This is a genomic window from Sphingobium bisphenolivorans (assembly GCF_000412635.1).
In the GTDB taxonomy this organism is placed as follows: Bacteria; Pseudomonadota; Alphaproteobacteria; order Sphingomonadales; family Sphingomonadaceae; genus Sphingobium; species Sphingobium bisphenolivorans.
The window spans coordinates 193802-207065 of record NZ_ASTG01000001.1; the positions used below are offsets into that span (position 1 = coordinate 193802).

13 protein-coding genes are annotated in these 13264 nt (G+C 62.6%); 4 read left to right on the top strand and 9 right to left on the bottom strand.

The window, feature by feature from the left end; translation table 11 throughout:
• Positions 1-158 precede the first annotated feature (158 nt).
• Positions 159-1232 carry a hypothetical protein gene (locus tag L858_RS0101040; protein ID WP_022681287.1) on the top strand — a complete coding sequence of 358 codons (1074 nt, stop codon included), beginning with the start codon at positions 159-161 and terminating at the stop codon, positions 1230-1232.
• Here the strand turns inward: L858_RS0101040 and L858_RS0101045 are convergent.
• Positions 1219-2277, bottom strand: coding sequence for a hypothetical protein (locus L858_RS0101045; protein ID WP_152639748.1), 1059 nt, complete (start codon positions 2275-2277; stop codon positions 1219-1221). The two genes, L858_RS0101040 and L858_RS0101045, sit on opposite strands and share 14 nt — an antisense overlap.
• 154 nt (positions 2278-2431) lie before the next feature.
• Between L858_RS0101045 and L858_RS0101050 the strand changes: the two genes are divergently transcribed.
• Positions 2432-3508, top strand: a complete 1077-nt coding sequence (locus L858_RS0101050; RefSeq protein ID WP_238564892.1) for a CDP-alcohol phosphatidyltransferase family protein — start codon at positions 2432-2434, stop codon at positions 3506-3508.
• Complete coding sequence (locus L858_RS0101055) at positions 3505-3933, top strand: HIT family protein (protein WP_022681290.1); 429 nt, start codon at positions 3505-3507, stop codon at positions 3931-3933. The genes L858_RS0101050 and L858_RS0101055 overlap by 4 nt, the downstream gene beginning before the upstream one ends.
• Here L858_RS0101055 and L858_RS0101060 read toward each other — a convergent pair.
• A complete protein-coding gene (locus L858_RS0101060) occupies positions 3921-4688 on the bottom strand; it encodes a phosphocholine cytidylyltransferase family protein (RefSeq protein WP_022681291.1) in 768 nt (255 codons plus the stop codon). The two genes, L858_RS0101055 and L858_RS0101060, sit on opposite strands and share 13 nt — an antisense overlap.
• Before the next feature lie 121 nt (positions 4689-4809).
• Between L858_RS0101060 and L858_RS0101065 the strand changes: the two genes are divergently transcribed.
• Entirely contained in the window at positions 4810-6135 is a 1326-nt protein-coding gene (locus L858_RS0101065) for a lipopolysaccharide biosynthesis protein (protein WP_022681292.1), read from the top strand.
• An 18-nt stretch (positions 6136-6153) separates the two neighbouring features.
• Here the strand turns inward: L858_RS0101065 and L858_RS0101070 are convergent, their stop codons facing one another.
• From L858_RS0101070 to L858_RS0101100, 7 genes are all read right to left on the bottom strand, one after another.
• The gene (locus tag L858_RS0101070) at positions 6154-6654 is read right to left on the bottom strand and encodes an asparaginase domain-containing protein (protein WP_022681293.1); all 501 of its coding nucleotides are present in this window, start codon (positions 6652-6654) and stop codon (positions 6154-6156) included.
• A 22-nt stretch (positions 6655-6676) separates the two neighbouring features.
• Positions 6677-7489, bottom strand: coding sequence for a pyrroline-5-carboxylate reductase family protein (locus L858_RS0101075; protein ID WP_022681294.1), 813 nt, complete (start codon positions 7487-7489; stop codon positions 6677-6679).
• A gap of 9 nt (positions 7490-7498) precedes the next feature.
• Positions 7499-8005: a type III secretion system chaperone family protein gene (locus tag L858_RS0101080; protein WP_022681295.1), complete on the bottom strand. Its 507-nt coding sequence runs from the start codon at positions 8003-8005 to the stop codon at positions 7499-7501.
• Positions 8006-8114: 109 nt separating this feature from the next.
• On the bottom strand, positions 8115-8414 hold the full coding sequence (locus L858_RS0101085) for an accessory factor UbiK family protein (RefSeq protein ID WP_022681296.1): 300 nt from the start codon (positions 8412-8414) through the stop codon (positions 8115-8117).
• Positions 8415-8452: 38 nt separating this feature from the next.
• The gene (locus L858_RS0101090) at positions 8453-9001 is read right to left on the bottom strand and encodes a TspO/MBR family protein (RefSeq protein ID WP_022681297.1); all 549 of its coding nucleotides are present in this window, start codon (positions 8999-9001) and stop codon (positions 8453-8455) included.
• A gap of 18 nt (positions 9002-9019) precedes the next feature.
• Complete coding sequence (locus tag L858_RS0101095) at positions 9020-12124, bottom strand: efflux RND transporter permease subunit (RefSeq protein ID WP_022681298.1); 3105 nt, start codon at positions 12122-12124, stop codon at positions 9020-9022.
• A 10-nt stretch (positions 12125-12134) separates the two neighbouring features.
• Positions 12135-13193, bottom strand: a complete 1059-nt coding sequence (locus tag L858_RS0101100; RefSeq protein WP_028055666.1) for an efflux RND transporter periplasmic adaptor subunit — start codon at positions 13191-13193, stop codon at positions 12135-12137.
• Positions 13194-13264 lie beyond the last annotated feature (71 nt).

The window sequence follows — 13264 nt, forward strand, 5'->3', positions numbered from 1 at the left end:
TATTCGCTACCTCGCAGATGTCGTGATGCGCAGCTGGGTTGCAATGGCTCGGCGCAATAGCAAAGATCAGGAAAAGGTCCAGCCCTTAGGTGGAGCGAGTTGCCAAAGCTCGCGCCGCCCCCCATGGGCTAAATTCATCTCACCGTCAGGAGCATGCATTGGCGAAGATCGCTTTCCTAGCCATTTCGGAAGCGCACCAAATTTTTCATTGGCTCCCCGGGGCGCTCCGATTGGCGCGCACCTACCCGGTCGAAGTTTCAGTCCTTTCACCTTCGCGCCATATGCTCGAATTTATCAGCAGCTTCGACCCTGAACAGTCACTCATTCTCCGGACACTTCGACAGCCGCCTTTCTCGCCCGATTCCCTGTTCCGGCTTCCCTCGCGTCTGGCGGTGCTCCTGATGAACTATGACCGCCTTTTGACTTTCCCCTATATTGCCACCACAGAAGTGTCTTCCGCACACCTGCGTCGGGTCCCCGGCTTTTCCGCGCGGATGATCCACTTGAAACATGGCGCCGGCGACCGGGAAGGCGGCTATAATCCACGGCACGCCGCATATGACCTGACCCTAGTCATGGGGGAAAAGGACCGCGAACGCCTGATCGCCAGAGGCCTCGCCACGCCTGACAACTGCAAGGTCACCGGCTACTCTAAATTTGAATTAATGGGCAGCCCGCAGCGCTTCTTTCCAAATGACAATCCCGTGATACTCTACAATCCCCATTTCGACCCAGCGCTATCCCCATGGCACGACCATGCCGAAGAAATCCTGCGACATCTGGAGAGTTTAAGGAGCTTCAACTTCATTATAGCACCACATGTTAAAAGCAGGGCGGGCCGTTTCCTTAGTTCCTCAGCGGAGACGATCCGTATCGACCGCGGTAGCCGCTATTCGATCGACATGACCTACGCGAACAGCGCGGACATCTATCTTGGTGATATATCTAGTCAGGTTTATGAGTTCATCCGGCAGCCCCGACCATGCGTGTTCACTAATTTCACCAATATCGATTGGCATCGACGGGAACAGTTTGCGCACTGGCACATGGGCCAAGTAGTGGACAGGCTGGCCGATCTGGAAACAGCTCTTGCTAGGGCCAGGATGCGTCAGCCGGAATTCGCAAAGCTTCAAAAAGAGCGCTTCGCATTGTCTGCGAGCATCGGAGACCGCCCTGCATCCGAACGGCAAGCAGAGGCGATAGCCCGCTTCATGTCGATTAATCGAGAATAGCCATCCGGGCCGAAGCCTTCGCCTCGCTCTGCATCGACCTCACCAGCGCCAGCCACTGAGACCCCACGGCATCGGCACCATAAAGAGAAGCGATATGCTCTCGCGCAGCCTGACAACCGGCATCGTCGCGAGGATGCGTCGTGCAGTACCGGTGCAATCCTTGCTGCCAATCATCGAGCACGATGAAAGGACGCAGTTCCTCGTAGGCGGGGATAGCATCGGCAATCACGCCGAGGCCCGCGCGCAGCGCAGTAGCAGGCCGATTGATCGTCTTGCCCACGGTATAGTCGTTCTTCTCCACAGGCACGATGGCCACATTGTGCATCTTCATCGCCGGCGAGAAGCTGCTGAGGGTCCATGGGAGATAGAAATGCGGAATATCCCATTTGCGAGCCGCACTCCAATAGCGCGTCCGCTGATCTCCGATAATGGTCAGCGTCACTTTGTGGGAGCGGGAAAACAGCTCCAACTCTCTTACTGCTGCGTGAACATGGACGAGCCCTGACTTGCTTCCTTGACACTTGCCGAACCACACACAGTGCAGCGCACCGGCATGGGTCCGATGAAAGCGGGCCAATCGCGTCAGGTCGAATCGCTCCTTAAGCGAGAGGCGTCCGCCCAGCTTCTCCAGTTCCTCTAGCATATCGGGTATGACGAGCTGTAACGCTCCTATCCGAGGAACCCGACTGCTGATCTGCTCCTTTAGGGCAGGAGTGGCATAGATGATGATATCGGCAAGCGATAAGATTTGTCGCAACCGTTCAACCTTGCGCGCCTTAGCGGGAGTGTCCTTGGCTTCGAAGATATTGTCGCAAATGTCGAAAATGACCCGAGTTCCGGCCGCCTTGGCTTCTCGCGCTAAGGTCAGGGTGGCGGACTGAAGCGATTTGGAAAAGAGGATAGCTTCATATGCACCCACCCCCTTTTTCCGATCGAACAACTCCGTATCGATACCTTTTTCCCTCAGATACGCCATTGGCTGAAGCAGGCGAAGCCTAATGCTCGCTTTTGCAGGATTGAAGCTGGTTGCGTACCATCCAATCAAAAGATGTTCCTTCCCGACTGTGGCGCGACATTCCAGCCGTGTCGCTCGCCTGGCGCCCCTCTAAATTTCGCGGCGCCCATTGCAAGCTGGAATATCGGTGCGCTTCTGGCTAGCGCAGCAGTCGGGTGCACTCTCCCGCCCGCCTGGAGGAATGATGGCTTTCGACGACCAAGTGGAGTTCTTGAATGATAACCAGACACGTATCTGGGGTGTGCCCAATGCGGAAAGATGCCGTCGACTAACGGCAAGCGTCGTCGGCGAAAAGCCTATTGCCCCGGGTCACCGACTGATCTTCAATCTTCGCTACGTATTCGATCCCCTGCTTCTCCGACTGGTGTTGGCCGAACCAGGCGCCGCATTCGCCTGGGACGGTGAATTGATCGTTGGTCAGGTAGCTGCTGGCGAAGATCCCTTGTGCGCCACCCATATCACTGACCTTTCCGACGGCCGAAAGCTCTACAACCGCCAACTCCGCAAGCTGGAGCAGCCATTCGTCCGGGAGCTCACACCTGCAACCCGGCGCGAAATCGAGCGGCGCAGCTATTTCGGCGCCTATAAGGGCGTTACCGACCTTCTCACCAAATATCTCTGGCCCGAACTGGCGCTGTGGCTGACGCGGGGGGCGGCGGCGATCGGCATGACGCCCAATATGGTGACCGCGGTCGGGGCAACGCTGTGCGTCCTTGCGACCTATCTCTTTGCGCAGGGTCTTTACTGGAGCGGGATGCTGGCCGGCTTCATCTTCATGGTGCTGGATACCGTGGACGGAAAGCTGGCCCGCTGCACCATCACCTCGTCCAAATGGGGCAATGTCGCCGATCATGGCGTCGATCTGATCCACCCGCCCTTCTGGTGGTATTTCTGGGGCGTGGGCCTGTCAGCTTGGGGGCTGGCGCTCTCTCCGCAGAAGTTCATGCTGATCATGGGGGCGATTGTCGGAGGCTATGTGCTCCAACGGCTGATCGAAGGCTTGTTCATCAAGGATTTCGGCATGGACATCCATGTCTGGGGCAGGTTCGACACGTGGTTCCGGCTGATCACGGCCCGGCGCAACCCCAATATGGTGATCCTCTTTTTCGCCCTGCTGGCCGGGCGGCCGGACGTCGGACTGATCGCGGTCGCCTGGTGGACTATGATTTCGCTGCTGGTGCACGCGGTCCGGCTGGCGCAGGCTTATGCCACGCGGCGCTCGGGTCGGCCGATCGTCAGTTGGATGGAGGCAAAGGCGTGAACGAGACGATCGAGAGGTTCGGCTTTCCCGAAACGCTGATCGCCGATTTCGAGCATTGGGTGGTGCTGCTGCGCCCGGCGCAACCCACGCTGGGCTCGCTGGTGCTGGCGGCGAAATCCGATGCGACCGCCTTCGGTGACCTGCCCGCCGCGGCACATGCGGAACTGGCGGTCATCACCAAGGCGATCGAGAGCGGGCTGGCGGAGGCCGTGCAATTCCAGAAGATCAACTATCTGATGCTGATGATGGTCGACCCCCACGTCCATTTCCACGTCGTGCCGCGATATGAGGGCAGCCGTGAACATGCGGGCATCGCCCTCAATGACGCCGGTTGGCCGGGGCAACCTGACCTCGGAAGCGCAACGAAGCTAGACGCCGGGCAGATCGCCACCTTATCCGCCTGGCTCAAAGCCTATTTCGCGTAGCGACCCTCCGCCAGCCAGCGGGCGGTAAGCGTCTTCGCCGCCTCGACATCCTGCGGGAAATCAACTTCCTGCCAGTCTAGTCCCTCGATCGACACGGTGCCGACGCGGTTGCCCTTTGCTATGATGTCGATGGCGCGCAGATACCAGCGCTCGACGCCTTCGGGCGTGCGCATCATCTGGTCGATCTGGTTGCGGAATATCGCCGGTCCCTCACCAGTGAAGGCGAGCATGCCGATGGATTCGGCATTGGTGTCGGGCGGCAGCAACCGCTTGCCGATAGCGAGCAGCCGCCCGCTGCCATCGCGGTTCACCTTCATGTCGTCATCGTCATAGTCACCCGCCTTGACATCGACTGTGACGGTAATGGCATCCTGCGCCCCGCCGATCAGGCGGGCGACGATCTCATCCGAGATGATGGTGTCCCCGTTCAGGATGATGAAGTCGCGGTCCATCTCTTCCCGCGCGATCCAGCAGGTGCCCAGATTGTCCGCCACCTGGAAGAAGGGGTTGAACAGCGTGCGGATGCGCGCGCCGGTGTCGCGATAGAGTTGCAGGGCGTGATCCTCGACCCGCTCCGTTCGAAAGCCCGTGACGACGACGATGTCGGTCACGCCGTTCGCCACCAGCGCGGCGACCTGCCAACTGATCAGCGTGCGGCCATTGAAGTCGATCATGCACTTGGGCACGTCACGCGTCAGCGGAAGAAGGCGCGAACCCTGCCCTGCGGAAAGGATGATGGCTTTGGTGATGCTCATGGCGCCGCGCTTTAGAGCAAAGCGCCGGTCAGGGACAGCCATGTTGCATCACTCGCTCCCCAAACATAGATAGGCGCACGCCGGTCCCTCGGCATTGCAGTGAAAGGCCGGAACGTCAGTGATGAACAAGCGCGGGTCGGGAGGCGCTCAGGAAGGCTTCGCCCGCATATTGGCGAATACCGGCTGGCTGCTGGGCGGCAAGGGCGTGGGCGCGGTGCTGAGCCTTGCCTATCTGGCGATCGTCACGCGCACGTTGGGCGTTTCCGACTTCGGCCGCTTCGCCCTGGTGCTGAGCGCCGCCAATGTCATCAAGGCACTGGTCGGCTTCGACAGCTGGCAGATCGTCGTCCGCTACGGCCAGCGCCACCTGACGGCTGGCGATCATGACGCACTCAACCGCGTGCTGCGCTTTTGCATCCTGATCGACCTCGCATCGGCAGCCGCAGGCGGTCTGATCGCGGCCGTCATCATCCTGGCGTTCGGGCCGCTGATGGAGCTGTCCCCCGGCATGGGATGGCAAACATGGCTGTTCTGCATGGTCATGATGATCACGATCCGTTCGAGCCCCACGGGCATCCTGCGACTCTTCGATCGCTTCGATTCCGGCGCGATCGCCGATACCATGGTGCCGGTGGGCCGGATGATCGGCGCGGGCACAGCCTGGGTTATGAGGCCTGACATCACGGGCTTCCTGATCGCCTGGGCCGCTGCCGAACTACTCTGCGCGATCACCTATTGGGCGCTGGCGCTGCGCGTCGGCGGCGTCCGGCTGGGAAGCTGGAGCGCCGGGAAAGCGCATCACGCGGCGAGGGAAAATCCCGGCATCGTCGGCTTCCTGACGGCGACCAACCTGCAAACCACGCTCTCCTCCGTGGGGCAGCAGGTCGCCGTTCTGGTGGTCGGGCTGTTCGTGGGGCCAGTGGGCGCCGGCCTGTACCGGCTCGCCAACCAGCTTGCGAATGCGCTGACGAAAATTTCCGGCATGCTCTCCCGCAGTATCTTCGTCGAACTGAGCCGCACCCATTCCAGTCACGGAGCGGAGGCGTTGGGCACATTGTTCAGGAGGACGAACCGATTGGCGCTGCTGGCAGGGGGCGTCATCATCGCGTTGATCCTGTTCATCGGGCATCCGCTGCTGGGATTGATCGCCGGCAAGGACTTCCTGCCCGCCTACCCGCTGCTCCTGCTGCTGGGCGTGGCGGCTTGCATCGATCTGGTGGGAGTCAGCTACAGGCCGTTGCTGATGGCGACCGATCGCGCCAGCCTCTCCTTGCGGATCACCTTCGCGGCGACGGCTTTGCTGCTGGGGCTGCAAGCGGCGCTGCTGCCGATTTATGGCACGACCGGCGCGGCGGTGGCGAATGTCGCAGCGTCAGCCGTCGCTTTCGTATTGATGGGTTTGGCAAGCCGGCGCGCGGTCAGCGGTGGCAGCGATATGGCGCGCTGAGGGAGCAGCAGCTACTCCTCAGCCCTTGCGCACAAAGGCGCCCAATGCCCGATCCTTCACGACCTGGTCTGCGCGGAAGACCGATCCGCTCATCGTGATGTAGACGCCCGGCTGCGCGAGCTGCACCGTGGCGAACGCCATGCCGAGGTTGAAGCTCGCGTCACTCTCGCCAAAGCGTGCTGGGGCAAGAGCGCCCACCAGCACCACGGTCTTTTCCGGGATGGCGGCGAGCAGCTTGGCTGTCTCCGTCATCGTGTCGGTGCCATGCGTGATGATGATATGGCTTTCCGGGGCGGCGGCGACCCTGTCACGGATCAGCGCCCGGTCCGCATCGCTGAGGTCCAGACTATCCTTCCGGACCACTTCCTCGATCCTGAAAGGGCGCTTGACGCGCGCGATGTCGAGCAGCTTCGCCATCACCGTCTCCCCAACCTGATAATCGGACAGCGCGTCGAAATAGATTTTGTCGATGGTGCCGCCGGTGGTGAGGATCAGGATCGGCGTTTCGGCAGAGAACATCGCGGAACTCCGGGCTATGGACCTATTGGCCCTTCGCCATCGCCTGGCCCCTGTCGCGCGCGGCGAGCAGCGTATCGGTGAGAAGCTTCAGCAAACGGTCGTTTGCGTCCAGGATATTGAGGCCCTCGCGCGTCATTCCGCCGGGGCTGGCAACGCGATCGGCAAGAATAGCGGGGCTCTCGCTCGCCTTCGCGGCCATGCTGGCCGAGCCGTGCACCGTCGCCATCGCCATGCGGGCCGATTTGTCCGCGGGCAGGCCGATCGCCTCGCCAGCACGCGCGAACGCGTCGATGAAGCGGAACAGAAAGGCCGGGCCGCACCCCGAAAGCGCCGTGACCTCGTTGAATTGCGCTTCGTCAGCGATCCATTCGGCCAGACCAAGCGGCGCGACCAGCGCCTCCACCTCGGTACGGCTTGTCGCAGGAACCGCCGCTTCGGCATGAAGCGCGGTCACCCCCTCCCCGATCCCGACCGGCAGGTTCGGCATGGCCCGCACAATCTCTCCCGCGTCGGGAAAATGCGCGCGCAGGTCGGCAAGCGGCGTGCCCGCAAGGATCGAGAGGATGCGTGTCCGGCTACCACAAAGCGGCGCTAGCAAGCCGGCGATATCGGCCAATTGATAGGGCTTCATGCCCAGCAGGATCGTCGTCTGGGCGGCCAGTGATGCCGGATATTCGGTGACCACCTGAACGCCATCCGCAACCGGCCTGCCGCTCGGGCGCAGCACGGTCACGCGGGAGGGATCGAGGCCGCAGTCCAGCCAACGGGCAAGCATCTGCCCGGCCATATTGCCGCAGCCGACAAGGAACAAATGGGCGGGCCAGATGTCGGTCATGGACGTGGCTCAGGCTTCGCCGCGCGTTTCGATGAGGCTGGCCGAAATGGCTTCGGTCGGCGACTTGCCGCCCCAGAGGACGAACTGGAAAACGGGGTAGAAGCGCTCGCATTCGTCGATCGCGGTTTCCACCAGTATCTGCGCCTGATCCAGCGTCAGCGTGCCGCCCGCGCCCAGCAGAGCGCCATGGCGGAAAAGCACGATCCCGCTCGATGACCAGAGCTCGAAATGGCCGAGCCAGAGCTGCTCGTTGATGAGGCCCAGCGTCTCATAGATGGCCGGGCGCTTCTCCTCCGTGACGCGGATGTCGGGCATTGCCAGCATCTGCAGCACCTGGTCCTCATCCCGCCAGATGCCGCGCAACTCATATTGCGCCCAGGACCCCTGTGTGCTCGCGACGATCTCGTCCTCGCCGACCTGATCGAAACTCCAGCCATGCGCTTCGAAATAGGCGGCCAGCATTTCGATCGGCGCGGCTTCCTGACCGCCATGTTCAAATTCGTCGCTGTCCATCATCTGCGCGCTTTAGATCATTTTGATGTGAGCGGAAACAGCTGACGGGCCGCGAAAGGCGATCCTGCGGAAGAATGAGCTCAATTTCTCCGCCCTTCCGGGACCGGACGGGCTATTCCGCGTCCGTGCCCGGCGCATTGCTGGAGCGCACGGTCTTGGCGAGCGGCTCGGGGGTCCGTCCCTCCAGCGCGTCGATCCGGGCCTTCAGCAGTTCCACTTCCTCGCGCGCCGCGGCGGCCAAGGCCTTGAGCGCATCAAATTCGTCGCGGCTGACGAAGTCCATGCCGCCGATCCACTGCTTCGCCTTTTCCCGGGCATTCGTCTCAAATTCCCGGCTCATGCCCGCGACCGTGCCAGCCGCACCATTCACCAGCTTGGCGAGGTCGTCGAAAAAGCGGTTTTCGCTCTGCATGATGTCCTATCCTTCCATCGGCGCATTCGCGCCAAAACTCATATCTGGGTTTGCAGAGCCGGCACTGCAAGGCTCCCCGCCTCGGGATTGAGGCGGCGGATCTCGTAGTTCAGGTGGGAGGCGAAGGCCAGCCAGCAGAGATAGGGGATCAGCATCAGCCCCGCGCTGCGCCGGATGCGCCAGAACAAGAGGGTCGTGAACGCGACGAGCAGGAACAGGGCAAGGATCAGGATCAGGGCGTCGCTTACCTGATGCGCCCTGAAGAAGAGCGGCGACCAGGCGAGGTTGAGCACCAGTTGCGCCAGAAAGGCAGTGATCGCGACACCTCGCCCCCGCGCGCCGCGGGCATGCAGGATGATCGCGAAAGCCAGCGCCATCAGGATATAGAGAATCGTCCAGGCGACGCCGAACGCCCATCCGGGGGGCATCGTCTCAGGTTTTACCAGCGCGTCGAACCAGCGATTGCCATAACCGCTGTTCGCGAGCTTGCCGGACAGGAATCCGAGGAAGACGATCGCCGGCACGGTGACGAGCGCCCATCGCAGATAGGCGAGGCGCAACTGACCAGGGGACGCGATTTCATGCATTCGACGCAGCTCCACCTTTCATTCAGCGGCGTCGGGCGAATCCTTCAAAGCCGAGTCAAGCCGCCGACTCACGGTTTGCGGTGAAACGGTTCGTCCCGCAACCCGCGAATAGAGTAGGGGGATCAGGAAGAGCGTTATCAGCGTGGCGAGCGACACGCCGAACACCACCACCACGCCGATCGAATGGCGGGCAGCCGCCCCTGCCCCACCCCGGATCACCAGCGGCACGGCGCCGATCACCGTCGCGATCGAGGTCATGAGGATCGGCCGCAGACGGCGCGTAGCGGCCTGCCGGATCGCCTGCGCGATCTCCAGCCCCTCATCGCGCAACTGATTGGCGAACTCGACGATCAGGATGCCGTTCTTGGCAGCGAGGCCGACCAGCATGACGATGCCGATCTGAGAATAGAGGTTGATCGAGCCACCCATCATCGCAAGCCCGATAACCCCGCCCGCAACGGCCAGCGGCACCGTGGCGATAATCACACCGGGATGAACGAAGCTTTCAAATTGGGCGGCGAGCAGCAAATAGACGATCAGGATGGTAAGGCCGAAGACCAGCCAGATCGAGCCGCCCGTTTCACGCAGTGACTGGCTTTCCCCGCGATAGCCGATGGCGAGCACCTCCGGCGACTGGCGCGCCTGACCCTCCAGGAAATCAAGCGCCTCACCCAGCGAATAGCCGGGGGCAAGCCCCGCCGACAGCGTGACGGCGCGCAGCTTATTGTAACGATTAAGCTGGCGGGGTCCCGCGACCTCCCGCACCGTGACGAGCGAGGACAAGGGCACAAGCGCACCAGTGCGGCTGCGCACGTTGATCCGTTCCAGATCGGCCTGCGTCTCCCGCCCCTCCCGCTCGGCCTGCACGAGCACGCGATATTCCTCGCCGCGATCGACATAGGTGGTGACGCGTCGCGACCCCAGAAGCGTCTGCAGCGCCTGGCTGATGTCGCTCGCCGACACACCCAGATCGCCCGCGCGCTGCTGGTCCACCTCGATCCGCATCTGCGGCTTGGTTTCCTTATAGTCGCTGTCGAGGTTGATGAGCCCGGGGTTTGCCGCCGCGGCGGCCATGATCCGGTCGCGGGCGGCGACCAGCCCCTCATAGGTCGCGCCAGCCAGTACGATATTGACCGGCAGGCCGCGCCCTCGCCCAAGGCCAGAGCGCGGCGCGACATTGCCGCGCACCCCGGTCTGACCGGCGAGTATCTTGTTGATCGTGTCGGCCACTTCCGCCGTCGTCACCTTGCGATCCTCCCACGGGCGCAGAAAGGCGATAATGTTGCCGCTGTTGAAATCATCGCCGCCGCCGAACCCTGCCGGTGCCCGGACGTTCAGCACCTGGAGCTGGCCCTCGTCCCGCAGAGGCTGAAGATCCTTCTCGATCTTCTGCATATAGGCCTTCATCCGGTCAAAGCCGGTTCCTTCCGGTGCGAGCACCTGACCCTCGACCACGCCCGTATCCTCCGCGGGGGCGAGCTCGGTTGGCAAGATGGTGAACAGGGCCACAGCGACGGCAAGGAAGATGCCGACAGCCACCACTGCGGCGGCAGGGCGGTTCAGCACGCGCTCGAGAAGGCGTGAATAGCCATTTTCCAGCCGCGAAAAATGTCTGTCCACCCAGCGCGACAGCCTCGACCGCTCCGAATGCCGCAGCAGCTTGGAACAGAGCATCGGTGCCAGGCTCAGGGAGATGAAGCCGGAAAAGGCGATGGCAGCGATCATCGCGATCGCCAGTTCGCGGAACAACAGCCCCGTCTGCCCGGCCAGAAACATGACGGGCACGAACACGGCGCAGACCACCAGCGTCGTGGAAATGATGGCAAAACCCACCTGCCGCGTGCCGAGATAGGATGCGAGCAGCGGATCCTCCCCCTGCTCGATCCGGTGATAGACATTTTCCAGCACGACGATTGCATCATCCACCACCAGGCCGATCGCCAGCACGAACGCCAGCAGCGTCAGCAGATTGATCGAAAGGCCCATCAGCCACATCACCGCGCATGTCGCCAGCAGGCAGATCGGCACCGTGATCGAGGGGATGATCGTCGCCCGCAGCGAGCCTAAGAACAAGAAAATCACCAGGATGACGAGGATGGCCGCTTCGATCAGCGTGTCATAGACATTCTCGATCGCCCGGCTGATGAACAGCGACTCATCCGAGCCGATGGTGACTTTCATGCCGGGGGGAAGATTGGGGCGCAGTTCCTCGATCAGAGCCTTGGCCTTCTCCGCCACCTCCAGCGTATTGGCGCCGGACTGGCGCACGATGCCGACGCCTATGCCCGTGCCGCCGTTGGACCGGAAGGAGGTGTAGGGATTTTCAGCGCCCTGCTCGATCCGGGCGACATCGCCCAGCTTCACCTGATAGCCGTCCGCCCCGCGCCCGACGACGAGTTGCGCAAACTCCTCCGGCGTGGAGAAGGCCCGCTCGACGCGAAGGGTCTGGTTCTGGTCCTTCGATTCGAAGCGCCCGGCAGGCAGTTCCACATTCTGCGCCCGCAGCGCCGCCTCGATGTCTCCCGGTGTGATGCCAAAGGCCGCCAGCTTCTCCGCGTTCAGCCAGATCCGGGTCGACGGCCTTTCATCGCCGCCGCCATTGACCCGCGCCACCCCGTCGATCGCCGAAAAACGGTCGATCACATTGCGGTCGAGATAGTCGGCGATCTGCGTCGGCGTCCAACCAGGCCGGGCGAACACCATGAACAGGATCGCCCGGGCATCGGCATCCACCTTGCGGATTTCGGGAGCCAAAGCGTCTTCGGGCAAGTCTTCGGTAATGGCGCCCACCCGGTCGCGGACGTCGTTGGCGGCAGAATCGATGTCGCGCGACGGGTCGAACTCGATGCTGATGGCCGACGTGCCGTCGCGCGAGGTCGAGGTGATCGTTCGGATACCCTGAACGCCCGCAACCGAGTCCTCGATGATCTGGGTAATGCGCGTTTCGACCACCGAAGCGGCCGCACCGGTATAGCCGGTTTCCACCGAGACGATGGGCGGGTCGGTATCCGGATATTCCCGGATCGACAGGCTGAGATAACCGACGATGCCGACGATGCAGAGCAGCACGGCGATAACCGCCGCGAAGACCGGGCGACGGACGGAAATATCAGACAGCTGCATCGCCGCGATCCTAGCCGGCTGCTCGCGCCGCCTGGGCGCTCTTCGCCTCCGGCCTCTCGCCGGGCAGCCGAACAGGCACACCGTCCGTCAGCTTGACCACGCCTTCCGTAACCACCCGCTCGCCGCCCTTGAGCCCGTCCAGCACCTCCACAAGCCCGTTCTGCCGGACGCCGGTGGCGACCTTGACCCGTTTGGCCTTGCCGTCCTGCACGATGAAGACGAAGCGCTCCTCCCCGTCGCCGATCACCGCCAGTTCCGGCACGCCGAGCGAGCGGCGCTCCCGGGCCATGACATTGACGGTCAGCAGCATGCCGGGTTTCAGCGCCCGGTCGGGATTGGGCAGGATGGCGCGTACGCGAACTGCACGGGTGGCGGGATCGATTACCGGGTCGATGGTGGCGATGGTCCCGGCAAACGGCTTGTCGGGCCAGGCGGCAGACACCGCCTTGATCGGCTGACCTGCCCGGATCAGCGACAGGCGAGTCTCCGGAATGGTGAAGTCCAGCTTGATACGCGAGATGTCGCTGACCGTGGCAATGGGCGTGCCCGCCGATATGATGGCGCCAGGTGAAACGGTGCGAAGGCTGACCCAGCCGGCAAAAGGCGCCCGAATGACGCGGTCGCCGATCGACGCACGGGCGAGTTCGGCATTGGCCTTGGCCGAGCTCGCAAGTGCGACCTGCTGATCCAGGCTGGCCGTGGTCGCGAAGCCGCGCTGCTTGAGCGCCTGGATGCGTTCAAGCTGCTGCTGCGCTTGGCGCGATTGCGCCTGTGCCGCCGCCAGTTCCGCCCTTTCCTGCCCAACCGCAAGGGTTGCGATCACCTGCCCGCGCGCGACATAGCCGCCGTCCGCGAAGTTCAGCGAGGTGATGCGTTCCGTCACCGGCGCGGACAGGATCACCTGTTCGTTGGCGAGCGCGGTGCCCACCGCGCTGACATCATCCGTGAAGGTCCGCGGCCCGACTTGAGAGGCATCCACCAAGGCGGCAGGGCGCGCCTTTTTCTCTTCTCCGCCACCGCAAGCAGCGAGCGTGAGCGTTACCAAAAATGAGGGCAGGAGGATACGCATGGGGAAAATTAGCCGGACTTTCCAAGCGACTCAACCGAGGCATTTGTCGCTAAATGTAACTGCGGGAATGG

Bases quoted from the DNA above. Each gene is read 5' to 3' on its own strand.
- L858_RS0101050 (WP_238564892.1), top strand. From the start codon at position 2,432: ATGGCTTTCGACGACCAAGTGGAGTTCTTGAATGATAACCAGACACGT.
- L858_RS0101060 (WP_022681291.1), bottom strand. From the start codon at position 4,688: ATGAGCATCACCAAAGCCATCATCCTTTCCGCAGGGCAGGGTTCGCGC.
- L858_RS0101065 (WP_022681292.1), top strand. From the start codon at position 4,810: ATGAACAAGCGCGGGTCGGGAGGCGCTCAGGAAGGCTTCGCCCGCATA.
- L858_RS0101070 (WP_022681293.1), bottom strand. From the start codon at position 6,654: ATGTTCTCTGCCGAAACGCCGATCCTGATCCTCACCACCGGCGGCACC.
- L858_RS0101075 (WP_022681294.1), bottom strand. From the start codon at position 7,489: ATGACCGACATCTGGCCCGCCCATTTGTTCCTTGTCGGCTGCGGCAAT.
- L858_RS0101080 (WP_022681295.1), bottom strand. From the start codon at position 8,005: ATGATGGACAGCGACGAATTTGAACATGGCGGTCAGGAAGCCGCGCCG.
- L858_RS0101085 (WP_022681296.1), bottom strand. From the start codon at position 8,414: ATGCAGAGCGAAAACCGCTTTTTCGACGACCTCGCCAAGCTGGTGAAT.
- L858_RS0101090 (WP_022681297.1), bottom strand. From the start codon at position 9,001: ATGCATGAAATCGCGTCCCCTGGTCAGTTGCGCCTCGCCTATCTGCGA.
- L858_RS0101095 (WP_022681298.1), bottom strand. From the start codon at position 12,124: ATGCAGCTGTCTGATATTTCCGTCCGTCGCCCGGTCTTCGCGGCGGTT.
- L858_RS0101100 (WP_028055666.1), bottom strand. From the start codon at position 13,193: ATGCGTATCCTCCTGCCCTCATTTTTGGTAACGCTCACGCTCGCTGCT.